This is a genomic window from Arcicella sp. BE140, from assembly GCF_031456255.1.
Taxonomy (GTDB): domain Bacteria; phylum Bacteroidota; class Bacteroidia; order Cytophagales; family Spirosomataceae; genus Arcicella; species Arcicella aquatica.
Genome location: NZ_JAVDUE010000011.1, coordinates 126000 through 144762 on the forward strand (window position 1 = coordinate 126000; position 18763 = coordinate 144762).

10 protein-coding genes are annotated in these 18763 nt (G+C 36.6%); 8 read left to right on the forward strand and 2 right to left on the reverse strand.

The features are described from left to right. Positions 1-28: 28 nt before the first annotated feature. On the reverse strand, positions 29-2983 hold the full coding sequence (locus tag J2Y60_RS16100) for an FAD-linked oxidase C-terminal domain-containing protein (protein ID WP_309919975.1): 2955 nt from the start codon (positions 2981-2983) through the stop codon (positions 29-31). A 189-nt stretch (positions 2984-3172) separates the two neighbouring features. On the opposite strand from J2Y60_RS16100, the gene J2Y60_RS16105 reads away from it, so the two are divergent. Both J2Y60_RS16105 and J2Y60_RS16110 read left to right on the forward strand, forming a co-directional pair. Then, positions 3173-4414 carry an ABC transporter permease gene (locus tag J2Y60_RS16105; protein WP_309919977.1) on the forward strand — a complete coding sequence of 414 codons (1242 nt, stop codon included), beginning with the start codon at positions 3173-3175 and terminating at the stop codon, positions 4412-4414. An 83-nt stretch (positions 4415-4497) separates the two neighbouring features. Next, entirely contained in the window at positions 4498-4923 is a 426-nt protein-coding gene (locus J2Y60_RS16110; RefSeq protein ID WP_309919979.1) for a hypothetical protein, read from the forward strand. 42 nt (positions 4924-4965) lie between these two features. Here J2Y60_RS16110 and mdh read toward each other — a convergent pair whose 3' ends face one another. Then, a complete protein-coding gene (mdh, locus tag J2Y60_RS16115) occupies positions 4966-5904 on the reverse strand; it encodes a malate dehydrogenase (RefSeq protein ID WP_309919982.1) in 939 nt (312 codons plus the stop codon). A gap of 190 nt (positions 5905-6094) precedes the next feature. Between mdh and J2Y60_RS16120 the strand changes: the two genes are divergently transcribed. From J2Y60_RS16120 to sprA, 6 genes are all read left to right on the forward strand, one after another. Next, positions 6095-6532, forward strand: a complete 438-nt coding sequence (locus tag J2Y60_RS16120; RefSeq protein WP_309919984.1) for a YkvA family protein — start codon at positions 6095-6097, stop codon at positions 6530-6532. Between the two features lie 106 nt (positions 6533-6638). Then, positions 6639-6848, forward strand: a complete 210-nt coding sequence (locus tag J2Y60_RS16125) for a twin-arginine translocase TatA/TatE family subunit (protein WP_309919985.1) — start codon at positions 6639-6641, stop codon at positions 6846-6848. A 169-nt stretch (positions 6849-7017) separates the two neighbouring features. Next, the gene (gatA, locus tag J2Y60_RS16130; protein ID WP_309919987.1) at positions 7018-8436 is read left to right on the forward strand and encodes an Asp-tRNA(Asn)/Glu-tRNA(Gln) amidotransferase subunit GatA; all 1419 of its coding nucleotides are present in this window, start codon (positions 7018-7020) and stop codon (positions 8434-8436) included. 286 nt (positions 8437-8722) lie between these two features. Then, a complete protein-coding gene (locus tag J2Y60_RS16135) occupies positions 8723-10270 on the forward strand; it encodes a LysM peptidoglycan-binding domain-containing protein (protein ID WP_309919990.1) in 1548 nt (515 codons plus the stop codon). 157 nt (positions 10271-10427) lie between these two features. After that, a complete protein-coding gene (ruvA, locus tag J2Y60_RS16140) occupies positions 10428-11021 on the forward strand; it encodes a Holliday junction branch migration protein RuvA (RefSeq protein WP_309919993.1) in 594 nt (197 codons plus the stop codon). 435 nt (positions 11022-11456) lie between these two features. After that, positions 11457-18719, forward strand: coding sequence for a cell surface protein SprA (gene sprA, locus J2Y60_RS16145; protein WP_309994689.1), 7263 nt, complete (start codon positions 11457-11459; stop codon positions 18717-18719). Positions 18720-18763: the final 44 nt, after the last annotated feature.

Here is an 18763-nt window from a genome sequence, read left to right on the forward strand (position 1 = left end):
CGAATAAATTTCAACGTTGGCTCTATGATTACTTCACCAACGCCTCCCACAGAATCTCAACTGGATGCTGTGCTATTCTACCAGTTCCATCTTTTATCTGATGACGACAGCTAGTGCCCGGTGCGGCAATAATTACATCATCCGCTTGTTTTCTAATGGTTGGGAAAAGTACTAACTCTCCTACTTTCATTGACACTTCATAGTGTTCCTCCTCATACCCGAAAGAACCTGCCATGCCGCAACAGCCTGAGGGAATTAATTGTACTTCATAATTTTCGGGTAAGGATAACATCTTTTTAGTAGCTACTAAAGATGATAATGCCTTTTGATGGCAATGTCCATGTAATTTAATCAGTCTTTTTTCATCCGTAAACAGCGATTTACTCAGTACTTTTTTATCGATTTCGTGTGCTAAAAACTCATCAATCAAAAAGGCATTTTTGGCTATTCTTTCAGCATCTGCCAATAATTCAGCAGGCACTAATTCAAGGTATTCATCTCGTAAAGTAAGAATAGCCGATGGCTCAATACCCAAAATTGGTGTGTTTTCGTTGATAATAGCCGAAAGCGTTTTAACATTTTGAATAGCAATTTGTTTAGCTTCTTTCACTAATCCTTTTGAGAGATAGGTTCTGCCACTTTCCAAATGTTCGGGAAGAATTACCTCATACCCCAATTTTGTCAGTAGTGATATTGCCTTTTTCCCAATTTCAACATCATTATAATTGGTAAATTCGTCACAAAACAGATAGACTTTTTTAGTGGGGTCTGAAATATTCTGTGGTTGTCTTTTTTTATCCCAAGCCCTCAAGGTTGTTTTTCCTAAGGTGGGGATAGACCTCTCCTGAGCAAAACCTAACACCTTTTTCGTAATATTAGCAGTAAATGGTGTTTGTATAATAAAATTATACAATGATGGAAACATTGAAGCCATCGCTTGCGATTTGGTGAAATTTCCAATCATCTTTGTACGGAAAGGCACACCATGTACATCATAATAATGTTGTAGAAATTCAGCCTTCATTTTACCAACATCTACTTTGGAAGGACATTCAGATTTACAGCCTTTGCACGACAAACACAAATCCATTACCTCTTTCACCTCTTGATGATCAAAACGATTTTCTTTTTCTGAATTTGTCAAAAACTGACGCAAAATATTGGCTCTGGCACGTGTTGTATCCTTTTCCATGCGCGTAGCCATATAACTAGGGCACATTGTTCCACCCGTTACTTCTGTCTTCCTACAATCGCCAGAACCAGAACATTTTTCTGCTAAACGAAGGATTCCTTCTTGGTTAGAAAAATCAAAATAGGTTTCAATACTTGGATTCTGTTTCCCTGCTTCATACCGCAAGAATTGGTTCATCGGAGGCGTATTCACAATTTTGTTAGCATTGAAAATACTTTTAGGGTCAAAAAGTGTTTTTACTTCTTTTAATAAAGTAAATACTTCTTTGCCCAACACACTTTCAATAAACTCACCCCTCAATCGTCCATCACCATGCTCTCCACTTAATGAGCCATTGTATTTTTTCACCAATTCAGCCGTTTCTTTCAAAACCGTTCTGAATAATAATTTGCCTTCCTGCGTTTTTAAATTAATCATTGGTTCAACGTGCAATTCTCCAGCACCAGCATGAGCATAATAAGACGCATTGATTTCGTGTTTCTTGAGAAGGTCTTGTAAATCGGCGATATAGGCAGGTAAGTCTTCTGGTGCAACGGCACAGTCTTCAATTAAATTAACGGGCTGAATATCGCCTTTAAGATTTCTGATTAATCCTAACCCCGCTTTTCTAACGTCCCAAGCAGGAATGGTATTTGCTCCTTTTACAATGGGATAGGCATAACCAACATTTGCCTTTATTAAGTCTTCAATAAGTGCTGAGGTTTTCAGGTTCAAAGCGTCATCACTTTCTTCCATAAATTCCACCATCAAAATAGCCGCAGGGTCTCCTTCGATAAAAAAGCGGTTCTTTTCATACAAATGATGCCCTTTGGTGAAATCTAAAATATACTTATCAACTAATTCAGAAGCCATTGGTCGATGTTCGAGCGCTACTAAATTTGCCTGTAAAGAATCTTGAATAGAACTACAATGGATACAAACCAAAGCAGTTTCTTGCGGAGGCAAAGGCAATAAATTCAGCTTGGCTTCAGTTACAAAAGCAAGGGTTCCTTCTGAACCTGCCAATAATTTACAGAAATTAAAGCCCTGCTTATTTCCTGCTAAAAACATTTCGCTTTCCATTAGCATATCCAATGCATAGCCAGTATTTCTGCGTTTCAATGTTTTCTTCGGATACGCTTTCTCTATGGCTTCTTGATTAAATGGGTTATTCAAGGTGCGGAATATTTCTCCATACAATTTACCTTCTAAAGTATTGGTTTGTACTTTCTGAAAAAATTCAGCTTTGGTCAACTCTCCAAATTCTACTTCTGAACCATTACTTAATAATACTTTAGCTGAAATTAGGTGGTCGCGGGTTGTTCCCCATACGATTGAATGTAACCCACATGAATTATTCCCAATCATTCCTCCAATCATCGCTCTGTTAGAGGTAGATGTTTCAGGACCGAAAAGCAAGCCATAAGGTTTTAAAATTACGTTTAAGTCATCTCTGATTACCCCAGGCTGAACCCTCACCCAACGTTCTTCTTGATTGATTTCCAACACATTGGTAAAATATTTTGAAATATCCACTACGATACCTTTTCCTACTACTTGCCCAGCCAAAGAAGTACCCGCCGAGCGAGGTATCAATGTAACATTGAACTCGTTGGCAAGCTTAATCAACGCTTTAATATCTGCTATGTTTTTAGGAATAGCCACTGCTAAGGGCTTTTCTTGATACACTGAAGCATCTGTAGAATATAGCATTTTTTGTGCATTGTGTAGCGATGAGTTATCAAAATAAAGTTCGCCAGAAAAGCTTTCTTGAAAATACTTAAAATCGGAAATGGTAATTTTAGAAGACATATCTTTTATTGGTAATTTGAGTGTAAAATTAAGGCATAAAAAAACTATTAAAGGTATTGATGAAAAGTTTTTTCCAGTCTTACCCACATTTTACCATTCAACCTATCAATAAACTCCATTTGTCATTTCGTAGTTGTTTGTCAAAGTTTGTAGTTTTAAATTTAACTTGTTAAATATTAATCTCATTGTATGAAATTCCTCAGACAACTATTTGAAAGCTTACGTTTCGCATGGCAAGCCCTACGATCTAATTTATTACGAACCGTTTTATCACTTTTGGGTGTAACGATTGGTATTTTTTCGATTGTTGCTGTTTTTACCGTTGTTGATTCTATGAACATGGGTATTCGCGAACAAATCGATTCATTCGGTAAAGGTGTAGTTTATGTAGGCAAATGGCCTTGGGTAATGAGCAACAATTACCCTTGGTGGAAATACATCAATCGCCCAAGTATGAAGTACAACGAGTTCAAATATCTATCCGATAACCTCGAAAATTCTGAGGCTGTTTCTATTATGGATGGTAGAAGAACTACGTTGAAGAATGGCAACAATAGTATGGAAACTAATTTAGCAGGTGTTAGTCAGGATTATAATAAAATCACGGATGTTCCTGTTGAAACGGGAAGATATTTCTTGAATAATGAAACAGATAATTCCGCCTTTGTAGTTATTTTAGGAGCGAAAGTCAAAGAAACTCTTTTTCCTGATCGTGGTGATGTCATCGGAGAAACGATTAAAATCAATGGCATTAAATTCAAAGTTATCGCCATGATGAAGAAAAAAGGAGAAGATTTAATTAGTTTGGGTGGGTCGCCAGATGAACGAGCTTTTATTCCTTACACAACATATGCGAGTCTTTTTCAAAAAGACGAACCAGAACCTGATATTGCGGTAAAAGCGTATGACTGGGATAAAGGTCAAGAAACTTTGGAAGGCGAAGTGACAGGCCTTATGCGAAGCAGAAGAGGACTAAAACCTACACAAGACAATAATTTTTCTATCAACCGTTTAGATGGAGCCGTAAAATTCTTCGAATCTATATTTGCCAGTATGAACGTTGGTGGCGCTTGTATTGCTTTTTTCTCATTATTAATAGGCGGCTTTGGTATAGCTAATATCATGTTTGTTTCTGTAAAAGAACGAACTAATATTATTGGTATCCAAAAGTCATTAGGGGCTAAAAATTATTTTATTCTATTCCAGTTTTTGTTTGAAGCCGTATTTTTGAGTTTGATTGGTGGTGCTGTGGGCATATTCTTTGTCTGGTTATTGTCTAATGTCAGTTTGGGTTCGTTAAAGCTCGTGCTTACTTTTGGTAATATCATGATTGGGGTGTTTGTATCTACCTTTATTGGTGTATTATCAGGTATTGTGCCTGCATGGGTAGCTGCCCGCCTAGACCCTGTGATTGCTATTCGTTCAAAATAATAATAACATATATTAAAAATGAAAGAATTGAATATCTTTGTATATATTCAATTCTTTTTTTTATACATCTAAACAATTTTATTATGGCTTTCAACGAACGAATGAATTCAGCAAAACAAGCAACGATGGTCTTTTTTAGAAGACTGTTTATTGGCATATTAACGCTAGCTGTGCTTGTAATCATGTTCAGCTTTTTATTAACGAGAGTTGCTTATTCGGAAGGAGAAAGAGCGGGAGTAATTTCAAAATTCTCTAAAAAGGGAGTGGTTTTCAAGACTTACGAAGGAGAACTTAACGAAGGAGCTCAAGGACAAATGGGCAATATGGTCAATAGATTATGGGCATTTACAGTAGATGCTGACGACCCAACAATTATTCAAAAATTAGAAGATGCCATGCTAACTGGCAGAAGAATCCGTGTGCATTATGAACAGCGGTATATGAAATTTTCGTGGATGGGCGATACTGAATATTTTGTTGACAAAGTAGATGAAGCACCCTTGAAATAAATAGTGAATAGCTTTAAAAAGCTATTCACTATTCTTAGTAAACTATAAATCTAACGTAGATAATACGTTATTCATATTACGAACAGCATCTGCTGATTTAGCAAACAAAGCCTGTTCTGCATCATTTAATTTATAATCAATGATTTTTTCCCATCCTGTTTTTCCTAATACTACAGGAACGCCTAGACAAATATCTGATTGTCCGTATTCTCCTTCTAAGAAAACAGAACAAGGAATTACACGTTTTTCATCGCGAATGATTGACTCAACCACTGATAAACTTGCAGCACCCGGTGCATACCAAGCCGAAGTGCCTAATAAGCCTGTTAGTGTAGCACCACCAACCATCGTATCAGCAGCCACTTTACTCAACGTAGCTTCGTCTAAATAATCAGTAACAGGTGTTCCGTTCCAAGTAGCTAGACGCGTAAGTGGAATCATCGTAGTATCACCATGTCCACCGATTACCGAACCATGTAAATCATTTGGTGATACATTCATCGCCAAAGATAAATAGCATTTAAAACGTGCAGAATCCAACGCTCCACCCATACCAATGATACGGTTTTTAGGCAAGCCCGAAGCTTTTAATGCTAAATAAGTCATCGTATCCATCGGATTTGATACAATCACAAAAATAGCATCAGGAGAATACTTAAGGATATTATCAACGACTGATTTTACAATGCCTGCATTTACCCCTATTAGTTCTTCACGAGTCATCCCTGGCTTGCGTGGAAGTCCCGAAGTAATCACAACGACATCAGAATTAGCCGTTTTAGAATAATCGTTAGTAACACCCGTTAGTTTAGTATCCCACCCTAAGATTGCAGCAGTTTGAAACATATCTAGGGCTTTACCTTCAGCAAAGCCTTCCTTAATGTCAAGCAATACTACTTCCGATGCTAATTCTTTACGGGCAATGTTATCAGCAGTGGTTGCTCCCACCGCTCCTGCACCTACGACAGTTATTTTTGACATAATCGATTGTAAATTAATTGTTTTAGTAAATACGTTTAAAATCTAACGCAAATGTAACCCATTTGCTTATTCACTAACGGTTTATTAAGTATTTTTTGTAGAATTCTTAGTAAAAGTTTGGTAAATTGTATATTTGCTACGTTATAGACATATGTTCATTCATCGAATCCTTAAATTAATATCATAAAATATGACTAATGAAGACTTAGTAGGCAAAGTTTTGAAATCAACATTCTTCAAAGCTGCTACGAAAAAGGCTGGGAAATATGCTGGAACGGGGTTGGCTGTCCTTGAATTATTAAGAGAAGCCCTTATCAAAGCCAGAGATATTGCTAATAACGAAAATAAAGGCGTAGGACAAGTACTTGCAGAGCGCATCACAACGTTAAGTAGAATGGTAAAGGCTTATGCTACGGGGCAATACAGAATCATCCCGTGGGCTAGTATCCTGAAAATTATTGCCAGTTTGATTTATTTTATCTCTCCTTTCGACTTAATCCCAGACTTTTTACCTTTTATAGGGTTATCTGATGATTTGGCTTTAGTGATGTGGTTATTTAATTCTTTAAAAACAGATGTAGATAATTTTATTGCATGGGAAAAAGGAGAATTATTGCCACTAAAATAGGTTTGCAAGGCTCTGTATGCTTTTGTAGAGAAAGAAAAACTAAATGGTAAAAACTAAAATCTAAAATCATTGCTTATCTTTACGCAAATATTTAATAACTAAGGACATGGAACTTACTTCAATTTATCTAATTTTCAACATGGGCGGTCCAGAATTAATTTTGGTGGGTTTAGCTGTGTTGTTATTTTTCGGCGGTAAAAAATTACCAGAATTAATGAAAGGCTTGGGAAAAGGCATCAAAGAATTCAAAGAAGCACAAAAGGACGTAACTGACCAAATTACAAAAGGCTTAGAAGACGATACAAATACAAAATAGTATTAAGGTATTTTAGCAAGAGCATAGTTGAGGTGATTTTATTATCTCAGCTATGCTTTTGTTTTGTTAATAGATAGGGTTCAATCATAAAACCATCTAATTAAGTTCAATAGCAAGTAGCTTAACTCGCTTACTTAAGCTATTGTAATTACACTAAATTAAACCATTCATGAAAGTATATTCAACCTTAAAAGATATCCAAGCAGACCTTTACGCAGGTAATATTACGTGTCGTCAGTTAGTAGAGTTCTATTTGAAAAATATTGAGGAGAAGAACAACACATTAAATGCTTTTTTATCTGTTTTTGACCAAGAAGCCTTGGAAAAAGCAGACCAAATAGATGCCAAAATTAAAGCAGGAACGGCCAAGAAATTAGCAGGAATGGTTTTGGGTATCAAAGATTTACTTTGCTATAAAGATCATACTTCACAAGCTGGAAGTAAGATTTTAGATGGATTTGAATCTCAGTTTACAGCAACTGCTGTTCAAAGAGTGATAGATGAAGATGCCATTATCATAGGAAGACAAAATTGTGATGAGTTTGGGATGGGTTCAACCAACGAAAACTCTGCTTTCGGTCCATGCTTAAATGCAGTTGGTGAAAACAGAGTAGCGGGTGGTTCATCAGGAGGCTCGGCAGTAGCCGTACAAGCAGATATGTGTTTTGCTTCATTAGGCACAGACACGGGTGGTTCTGTTAGAATGCCAGCAGGGTTTTGTGGCTTGGTAGGTTTAAAACCTACGTACACAAGGGTTTCTCGCTGGGGCTTAATTGCCTATGCTTCTTCATTTGACTGTATCGGTCCTATTACCAAATCAGTGGAAGATGCTGCCATCTTATTAGAAGTAATCGCAGGGAAAGATGAACAAGATAGTACTGTTTCAAACGAAGAGGTAGTTGCTTATTCTACCTTCCAAACTGATAAAAAAACGTATAAAGTTGGTTATTTAAAAGATGCCGTAGAAAGCGAAGGCTTACAGCCAGAAGTAAAAGCAGCTACCTTAGCCAAATTAGATTATTTAAAAGCAAAAGGTTATCAAGTAGAAGCCGTAGAATTTCCGTTGATTAAATATTTTTTACCAACTTATTATACATTAACAACTGCCGAAGCTAGCTCAAACCTATCAAGATTTGATGGCGTTCGTTTTGGACATAGAAGCGCTGAAGCGGTTGATTTAATGTCACTTTACAAAAAATCCCGTTTTGAAGGTTTTGGTAAAGAAGTTCGTAAAAGAATTATGTTGGGAACTTTTGTATTGAGTGCAAGTTATTATGATGCTTACTATACAAAAGCACAAAAAATAAGAAGACTAATCAAAGAATATACAGATAATTTATTGACTGAATATGATTTTTTAATTTGCCCGACTACGCCAACAACTGCCTATAAATTAGGAGAAAAAACAGCCGACCCTATCCAAATGTATTTAGGGGATTTGTTTACAGTACAAGCAAATGTGGTGGGTTTACCTGCTATTTCTATTCCTAACGGAGTAGATAATGAGGGAATGCCAATAGGATTTCAGATTATGGCTGGAGCTTTTGAAGAAGCTGAATTATTAGCTTTTGCCAAGGAAATAGCATAAGATATTTATTATATTAAATATTATCACAAAAAAAGTATCGCCTACAAACCTTTACAAATAAGGATAGGCGGTACATTTTTTTTTCTAAAATTGATTTCTCTAAGTAGCTTTATAATGGTATAAATGTTTTTATCACCACAAAGAACATTGCCCAATTCTTATAATATTTCAACACCTTCTTTTATAAACACAATAAATCATTCGTTTTTTTAGTTTAAAACATTTAGCTTTGTAATTGTATTTTTTTGTGTTAACCCTTAATTAAAGATAGACTAATCCTTACTGTATGACACTCGCCACTTTTAGAACATTATGTATCGGTTGTTTACTTTCAGTAAGCACATTTACAAATGCCCAAATAACAGCAGGTCCAGACCAGCAAACTGTTACAGCGGATACCGCTACGGTAACGATTCAACAAATTGCAACTCCAGAGCCTACTTGGCTTATCGACCCAAAGATGGTTGAGCCTAGGCTAAAAGCTTTAGAAAAAGAAATTCCTCTTACATATAATTCTGTAACCCATCAGTTTGTCGAGTACTTTGCCTATCGCAAACCTTCATTCACAAAAACTATGCTTGAAAGAAATGGGGTATTTTTTCCTCTTTATGAGAAATACTTGAAAAAGTATGGTCTGCCAGATGAGTTAAAATATCTTTCATTGATTGAATCAGGTCTAAATCCTAAGGTTATTTCCAGAGCAGGTGCTGGCGGTCTGTGGCAATTTATGCCTAAAACGGCTCGCTTGGATTTTGGCTTAAAAATGGATGAGTATGTTGACGAGCGTTTTGATCCAGAAAAAGCTACTGAAGCTGCTTGTAAGTATATGCGTCAGCTTTATAATATCTTTGGCGATTGGCATTTGGTATTAGCTGCCTACAATACTGGTCCAGGCAATGTGCGTAGAGCTATTCGTAAATGTGGTGGCGGACAAACATTTTGGGCTATCTACAATTGTTTACCACGCGAAACTAGGGCGTATGTTCCCCAATATATTGGTATTCTTTATATGATGCACCATGCAGATTCGCATGATATTTATGCTGAAAATATTGAAACTGCTACTCCTCATGATACTATCCTTGTTAATTCGTACATTGATTTGGATAAATTAGCAACGCTTAGTAACATTTCTCTAGAGCAAATTCAAAAAATGAACCCTCAGATTTTGACGCATATTTTGCCTGCTCGTACGCGTAATTTTCAGCTAAGATTGCCTAAAGACGAAATGGCATTTTTCAGAGAAAACCGTAAGTCAATTCTTGATTCTGCTACTAAAATGCCTTCATCTCTTATTGAAAAAGCGATGCAAACTCCTGGGGTAGTGTTGGCTAGTAGCACTAAAACGGAAGATACAACTAATACTTTCCAACAAACTTTGGCTTCTATTCCTAATGAAAACAGAACGGTGTTTACCAGACAGGAAATCGTAGAGGATGACATGGAAGATGTGGTAATTAATAAAAAGCCAAAGAAAGTAACGTATGTCGTTAAGAAAAAGGATAATTTAACACAAATAGCAGACCATTTTGATGTAGATGTCTATGACCTTAAGCACTGGAATCATCTTGATAACTCAACGATTCAACCGGGGCAGAAATTGACTATTTTCAAAGAATCTGCGGTTTCGAGTACTGTAAAGTATGCTCGTACCAATACAAAAGAGAAAGAAAATGCTAGCAAAGGCAAAGTTCGTTTTCATAATGTGCAAGACGGCGACACCCTTTGGAATATATCACAACGCTACGGAGGAATTTCAATTGATAAATTGAAAAAATTGAATGGAATCAAAAGCAATGTTGTAAAAGCTGGCATGAAACTAAGAGTTTCGTAGTAGTTTAAAAAATAGCAAGATATATAAAAGTCCGCATGACATTTGAGTTATGCGGACTTTTGCGTATTTTTGAAGTTATCAATTCTTTCATTTATGAATTGATTGAAGTATAGCAAAATTGCTTGCTTTGGCTTTTTACAATAATTCCACATATTAGATGATTGCCTATATTGACGGTAAATTAACATACAAAGACCCAGCTTACGTTATAATTGATGTAAACGGTGTTGGCTATGAAATTAAAATTTCGCTTCAAACATACGGTGCCTTGCAAGATGGTACGGAGCGTTGTAAACTATTCACCTATCTAAATATCCGAGAAGATACCCACATTCTATATGGTTTTAAAGACCCAGAAGAAAAAATACTTTTCCTTGATTTGCTAAGTGTATCAGGTATTGGTCCAAACACTGCGTTGGTCATGCTTTCTTCGATGTCCTCTGCCGAAATTCGTCATGCGTTAATCAACGAAGATGTCAAGACTATCCAAAGTATTAAAGGGATTGGTGCAAAAACAGCTCAAAGAGCCATTATCGAATTGAAAGATAAACTCAGAAAAGAGCAAATGTTAGGAACTGCTTCGCCTTCAATTTTCCCAACACAAAACAACAAAGTAAGGAACGAAGCTTTGGCTGCTTTGGTTACCTTAGGGATTCCTAAAAATGTTGCTGAGAAAAGTATTGATGCCATCTTGAAAAAAGAAGGAACAGATATCACGGTAGAACAATTAATCAAAATGGCTTTACGATAGAAGCTGTTTAAACTTTCCCTTTCGGGTTAAACTAAGTCTTTTAGAATAGCTTGTCCCAAAATTTACTCAACGTAGCGATGCTATGCTATGCTTCCCAAATTTTGAAAAAATCAATTCTAAAATACAATACTTTCACCTCAGAAACGGAAAGTTTAAACAGCTTCATAGTCATTGAAGACTCACGTCAAACACTCAATACTTCAAAAATTAATCACATTAAGAAATATTGAGGGGTTATTTCTCGTTTGAAGTTCAGCAAGATGCTTTTATTACTTTACCATAAAAACACTTGCTAAACTTACCTATTAAAAAATTAATACTGTTTTAAGCACATTTTCTGAAAATTCGGGTTTACTGACCTGTTTTTCACGAGTTGTTCTTAAAAATACCACATCAATTAAAATACCTTATTTTTTGAACATCAAGCTACTAACTGTGCAACGAAAAAAGTTTTACTTACTTTCTGGAGGGTTAATTTTGTCAGTTTTTGCTTCTCTTGCATGGGTTTCACCAATGCATGGTACCGCCTATTATCTGACCAAAAAAAATCCAAAAGGCATTCTTTCTTCTTACCTAGCTGATACCCTAAAAAAATCTGGGAGGCGCCCTCGTTTCAAATTAAAAGATCGTTACGCAAATCGCTTTACAGGAAAAACAGCAAGCTCACCCTTTATTCCAAAAGACTCCAAAGATTTAAATACTGAATTTAGGCTAGATTCATCAGGTAAAATTTCTATTTATGAAAAGCTAAGAAGTCTTTCTGATAATACCCAATATCGCCCTGCCGAGCAGATTAGCATAAAGGATTATTCTAGATTACAAGAGGATAGGTTTATGCGAGACTACTGGCGAAAGTATGCGGCTTCGCAAGATGGAAAGGATGATACCAAAGGGCGAGGCTTATTACCCAAAATAGAACTTCCGCCTGCTATCGACCGCATTTTTGGGGGAGCCCAAGTAGATTTCAAACCAAATGGAAATGTTTTATTAGATATAGGTTACATTGGTCAATTTATCGATAATCCAGCCATTCCTGTCCAGCAAAGATATATTGGTAACTTGAATTTTACAGAACAAGCACAAGTAAACTTTCAGGGTAAGATAGGTGATAAATTAAATATTAATACCAATTTTGATACAAAAGCAAGTTTCAATTTTCAAAATCAACTAAAGTTAAATTGGCGAACAAATGAAGAAGACATTTTACAAAACATTGAAGTAGGTAATACATCTTGGCAGTTAAATAGTCAACTCATTCCGGGGGTTCAAAACCTATTCGGATTAAAAACGTTAATGCGTTTTGGTAATTTGGATGTTACCACGGTATTGGCCCAACAACGCTCAAAACAAGATTGTATCACCCTAAGAGGAGGAAGTCAAGGAAAAAGCTTTGAAATAAAAGCAAGTGCTTATGATGAAAACAGGCACTTTTTCTTGTCTACTTTCTTTAGAAATAATTATGAACGCTCGCTTAAAAACCTCCCAATCATTACATCAGGGATTACAATTACTCGTGTAGAAGTATACGTAACCAACAGAACCCAAAGTCCTGAAACACTCCGAAATCTAGTAGCATTTTCGGATTTAGGAGAGGCTAATCCTTATAATAAAACAAGTAAACATATTCAGCCTTTTAATGGAAGCACCCAAACACCTGTTGATAATGCTAACAATGGGCTTTATGCAGCAGCCAGAGCAGACGCAGAGGTAAGAAAGGCTGACCAAGCAACTTTTAGGCTACAAAGCGAATTTGGATTAACCAAAGGTCCTGACTTTGACTTACTTCGTGGAGCGAAACGCTTATCGGACAGAGAATTTAAGTTCAGCCCAGAGCTTGGTTATATCTCATTGATTACACCTCTTCGTAATGACGAAGTGTTGGCAGTGTCATACGAATATACGTTGAATGGTCAAAGACACCAAGTTGGTGAACTTACAGAAGATTACCAAGACCAAGCAGACGATAAAGTATTGATTTTAAAAATGTTAAAATCATCTACTGTGCGTAATAATCTGGAACATCCGATGTGGGATTTGATGATGAAAAACATTTATTCATTGAATACTCAGCAATTGGCAAAACAGGCGTTTCAACTAAGAGTGGTTTATAAAGATGACCAAACTGGCGTTGATAATCCGAATTTACAAGAAGGTAGGAAACTAAAGGATATTCCATTAATCAGGGTTTTGGGACTAGACAAGCTAAACCAAAACGGTGATGCCCAAGTGGATGGAAATTTTGACTTTGTTGAAGGGGTAACCATTGACAGTAAAAATGCAAAAGTAATATTTCCAGTACTAGAACCTTTTGGTGCAACTTTACAAAAGCAATTTGATGTAGATGAGGTTCAGTTAGTCGATAAATACGTTTTTGATCGTTTATATAGAAGTACCCAAACCGATGCCGCACAGTTGACCAGCAAGGATAAATTTTTCTTGAAAGGAAGTTATCAATCTGCTGGTGGAGGGGATGTCTCTTTACCCATTGGTGTAGATGCCAAGTCGGTACAAGTATCAGCGGGTGGCGTACCGTTAGCGGCTGGAACTGATTATATTGTTGAACCGCAATCTGGTAGAGTGAGGATATTAAATGTTGGGGTTTCAAATTCAGGGCGAGAAATCAAAATCTGTTACGAAAAACCTGATTTGTTTAATAATCAAATCAGAACATTGCTAGGGGCTCATTTGGATTATACCGTTGGACAAAATTTCCATTTGGGAGCTACTGTTCAGCACATGAAAGAGAGTCCTCCTAACTTCTTGACAAGGGTACAAATCGGGAACGAACCTGTTAATAATACCATTTTTGGTTTTGATGCAGCGATTCAACGTCCTTCAAAATTCTTAACAAAACTGATTGATGCCTTGCCTTTAATTTCTACCAAAGAAACATCTGGGATTGATTTTCAAGGTGAGTTTGCACAACTTATTCCGTCTGTTAACAAAGATGTTCAAGGCAATGCTTTTATTGATGATTTTGAGGTAGCTAGAAATGTATTTAGCCTAAGTAACCAAGCAACGGCCTGGAAACCAGGTGCTACCCCTCTGATGTTTCCTCAAGGCTCGCCCAATAGCTTAGAGAGTGGTTTTCGAAGAGCCAAAATTTCAACCTATATTGCAGACTTTAGTTTATACGGAAATAATGGTTCAAATATAAATGTACCGGGGGTAAATTCAGAGGAATCTAATAAATATGCCTATGAAAGAGCTGTATCTATTACAAGTTTGTTCCCAAATCGTCAGTTAGCGAACAACATTACAGGTATTCCATTAAGCGTATTAGATGTTTCTTATTTCCCTGCTGAAAGAGGGGTTTATAACTTCTCGACCAATTTGAATGACAAAGGATTATTAAACAATCCGACACAAAATTTTGGAGCGATTACTCGTGCGATTACTTCAGATACCGACTTTGATAATGCCAATATTGAAACCCTTGAATTTTGGATGATGAATCCATTAGTAGAAGGTGAAACGGGCGTTGTAAGGGCTACTGGAAATGCAGATGTTGACCGTCAAAATAGCCAAAGACGTAATCAAACAGGAGGAAAATTAATTTTCAACTTAGGGGATATTTCAGAAGATTTTATTCCAGATGGATTCTCGAATTTTGAAAATGGCATTCCAGCAGGTGAAAAGATTGTGACGGGTACTTCATCAAACGTTGAAAGAACAATTTGGGGTTTAGCGCCAAAACAACAGTTTGTAACCAATGCTTTTTCAAACAATAGTGATAGAAGTTTACAAGATATTGGGTTAGACGGTCTTCCGAACAAAGCTGCTGCTTCAACGGATGAATTTGATGAACAACGTTTTTTTAGTACTTATTTGAATGATGTTCGTTCAAAAGTGACAGACCAAACTGCCTTACTAGAATTTGAGAATGACCCCGCAGGTGACGACTTTGTGCATTACTTAAATGAAAAATATAATAACACCTCAAGTCTTATTGTCCGCTATAAGAATTATATGGGGTTAGAGAACAACTCTCCTACTACTGCGGCAACAGCTAATACTAATTCTGGCTACACAGAATCAAGTAATCAACAGCCCGACCGTGAGGATTTGAACAATGATAATACCGTAAACGATAACCAAGCTTATTACCAATACGAACTTGATATTAAACAAGAGAAAATGGTAGTGGGACAGAATTATATCGTTGACAAAATTACTGAAAATGGTGTTGATTGGTTTCTGTTCAGAATCCCTATCAAAGACTATACGAGTAAAGTAGGAAATGTGAATGGGTTTAAATCAATGAGATTTATCCGTACTTTCCTGACAGGCTGGGAACAGCCAGTAGTTTTTCGTTTTGCGGCCTTCCAGCTTTCTGGTTTTCAATACCGTAAATATACAGGTGAGCTTACTCCTAGAGGTTTACAGGATGTTCCAGAACCTTATGATGCTAACTTTAGAATTACGACCGTTAACATTGAAGAAAACGGCCCTGCCAACAAAGGCACGAATACGGTTCCGTATGTAGTACCTCCAGGTTTTGTTCGTGACAGAGATATTACTACGATTAGCAATGCACAATTAAACGAACAGTCATTGAGTATGTGCGTTGATGGCTTGAGAGATGGTGATTCAAGAGCAGGTTTTAAAAATACGTTATTTGATTTTATCAATTACAAAAACCTAAAGATGTTTGTCCACATGGACAGCCCAAATAATGATGTTGAAAATAATGTATCTGCTTTCATAAGAATTGGTACAGACTTGACAGACAATTATTACGAAGTTGAAACGAAAGGTTTGAAACAAACTCATTATGCCACTTCGGTTACTTCTGAAGAAGTATGGCGAGAAGAAAATGAAATTGATATTCCTTTTGCTATTATCAAAAGTGTAAAAATAGAAAGAGATAGGCTTGGTATTAGCTTGAATACTCCATACCGCAAAGAAGTATTAGGGAATAATGGTCATACTTATTTTGTAACCGTTGTGGGTAGACCTGACCAAAGTGCTATTCTGACTACGATGATTGGGGTTCGGAATCCAAAATCAGCAGATGAACAGCCTAAAACTTTTTGTATCTGGGTGGATGAATTAAGGGCTTCTGGTTTTGACCAAACCTCAGGGCAAGCAGCCATTGGAAAGTTAGGATTAAAATTGGCTGATTTTGCCAACGTAACGATGAGCGGTTCGTTCAAAAATTATGGTTTTGGTGGCGTACAATCTAAAATTTCGGAACGTGCCAGAGAAACTACCATTGAATATGGTATTGCCGCAAACATTAATGTTGACAAGCTTTTACCTGAAAAATGGGGTTTAAAAATTCCATTATATGTAAGTTACGACAAAAGGAATATCAGCCCAACCTTTAACCCATTAGACCCAGATATTTTACTGGACAGTACATTGGCTAGTATTACTGACCCAGTAGAACGAGAGCGGTACCGTAGGATGGTACAGGATAATTCTGAGCGAAAAGGGTTGAACCTTACCAATGTTCGAAAGATAAAAACCAATCCGACTGCCAAGTCGCATGCGTGGGATGTAGAGAACCTGACATTTACCTATGCTTTCGCTGAATTAAAAAGAAGCAATACGACGATTGATGAATATAGACAAACATCACACCGTGGTGGCGTTACTTATTCTTTTACAGGAAATCCGAAGTCAATTGAGCCATTTAAGGGAATGAAAAGTAATCATCCTTTATTGCGTTGGGTAAAAGATTTCAACCTCTCTCCTTTACCAAATTCTGTTACCATCAGAGCAGATATGGACAGAAGTTTTATCAAAACGCAATTGCGAAATGCCGAAATAACGCAGACAGGAAGTAGTGGAATACCGACACTCACAACTGATGGAGTTGCACCACTTTTTGAGAAATATTGGTTATTCAACCGTTATTATAACTTGGGTTGGAATTTAACTAAAAACGTTACTGTCAATTACAACGCTACGGCTAACGCTATCATTGACGAGCCGTATGGTGGTTTGGAAACGCAGAAAGATAGAGATTCAGTCGCTGCGAATTTAAGGCGATTTGGTAGAACCAAAAACTATGACCAACAACTAAACACTGTTTGGAGATTACCTTTGAATAAATCGCCATTGACTGATTGGATGACAGCCGACTATAACCATCGATTTGGTTATACTTATGCCGCCAATTCATATAATATTAAAGATTCATTGGATATGCCTTTTGGTAATATTATTAAAAATACTAGAAACCGAGGGATTACTGGTAAGATAGACTTAGTAGCGCTATATAACAGAATTAGGGCATTAAGAATAGCGAATCAGCCAAGGGTAGAACGTAAAAATATTGCCCGAAGCCCCGGTGATGATGAAGATATCATTAAGCCACAGGCGAATGTATTGAAAAGTATTACACGCTTATTGATGACTATCCGTGGTATTAACATCAATTACAACATTGATGAATCTACTACGCTTGCTGGTTTTATGCCAAATCCGGGTTTGTTAGGAATGAATAATCAGAGTTCTGCTCCGGGCATAGGCTTTATTACGGGTAGCCAAGATGGCGATATTCGTTTTAGAGCTGCCGAAAATGGTTGGCTTACAAAAAGTACTGTCCAGAATGTACCTTTTTTACAAACAAGGACACAAAATTTCACTTACAGAAGTGCGCTAGAACCTTTCAGAGATTTCAAAATACAGGTTGAAGGGAAATGGAGTAGGTCAGATAATTATCAAGAGTTTTTCAGACCTGCCACTGTTGGTGGAGAATTTCAAAGCCAAAGTCCAGTGCGTTCAGGGAATTACAGTATGTCGTTTCTATCATTCCTGACGACTTTTGATAGTAATTCACCTGACAATAATTCTGTAATTTTTAACCGATTTAGAAGTTATCGTCAAACTATTTTAGACCGCCTTAATGCACAAAAACAAGGCACAGGAGAATATAATATTAATTCGCAAGATGTATTGATTCCAGCATTTTTTGCAGCATATAGCGGCGTTTCACCCAACAAGGTGAGCTTCTCTCCTTTTGTGAATTTGCCCCTTCCCAATTGGCGAGTTGACTACAATGGCTTAGCCAATATTGGTTGGTTCAAAAGAACGTTTTCTAATATTTCTATTACACATGCCTATACGTCCACTTATAGCGTAGGTAATTTTGTGTCATCATTAGAATATACCGACCCATTCCAGTTGAACTTGAATAATTTAATGTATCCGCTTTCATCAAAAGTAAATCAAGATGGCACATTGATTCCAGTATTTGTGATGAGTACCATAAAATTTGAAGAAAGATTTGCGCCATTTATAGGTTTTAATGCCATTACAAAAAGTAAAATCTCCTTGAAAATAGAGTATAATCAGGATAGAAATGTAGGCTTGAACCTAGCTAATTCACAAGTAAATGAACTTACGAATAAAGATTTAACGGTTGGAATGGGCTTTACAAAAGCAAATATGCTTATTCCTTTCAGGGTACAAGGCAGAAGAGTTCGCTTGCCTAATGATTTAAAGTTTAGTGCTAACTTAACGATTCGTGATACAAGAACGATACAAAGGAAATTGGATGCTGAAACAGTAGTAACTCAAGGATTTATGAATTTTCAATTTCGTCCACAAGCAAGTTATAATGTCAATAAAAGGCTCAGTGTGAATGTTTATTTTGATAAAATGTTTAATAATCCTTTTGTTTCAAATTCATATTATCGTTCTACGATAGCGGCTGGTTTCCAAGTAAGATTTAGTTTATCAGAATAAATCATCAATAGTTTGCTTGATAAGCTTTTTGAACTTTACTAATT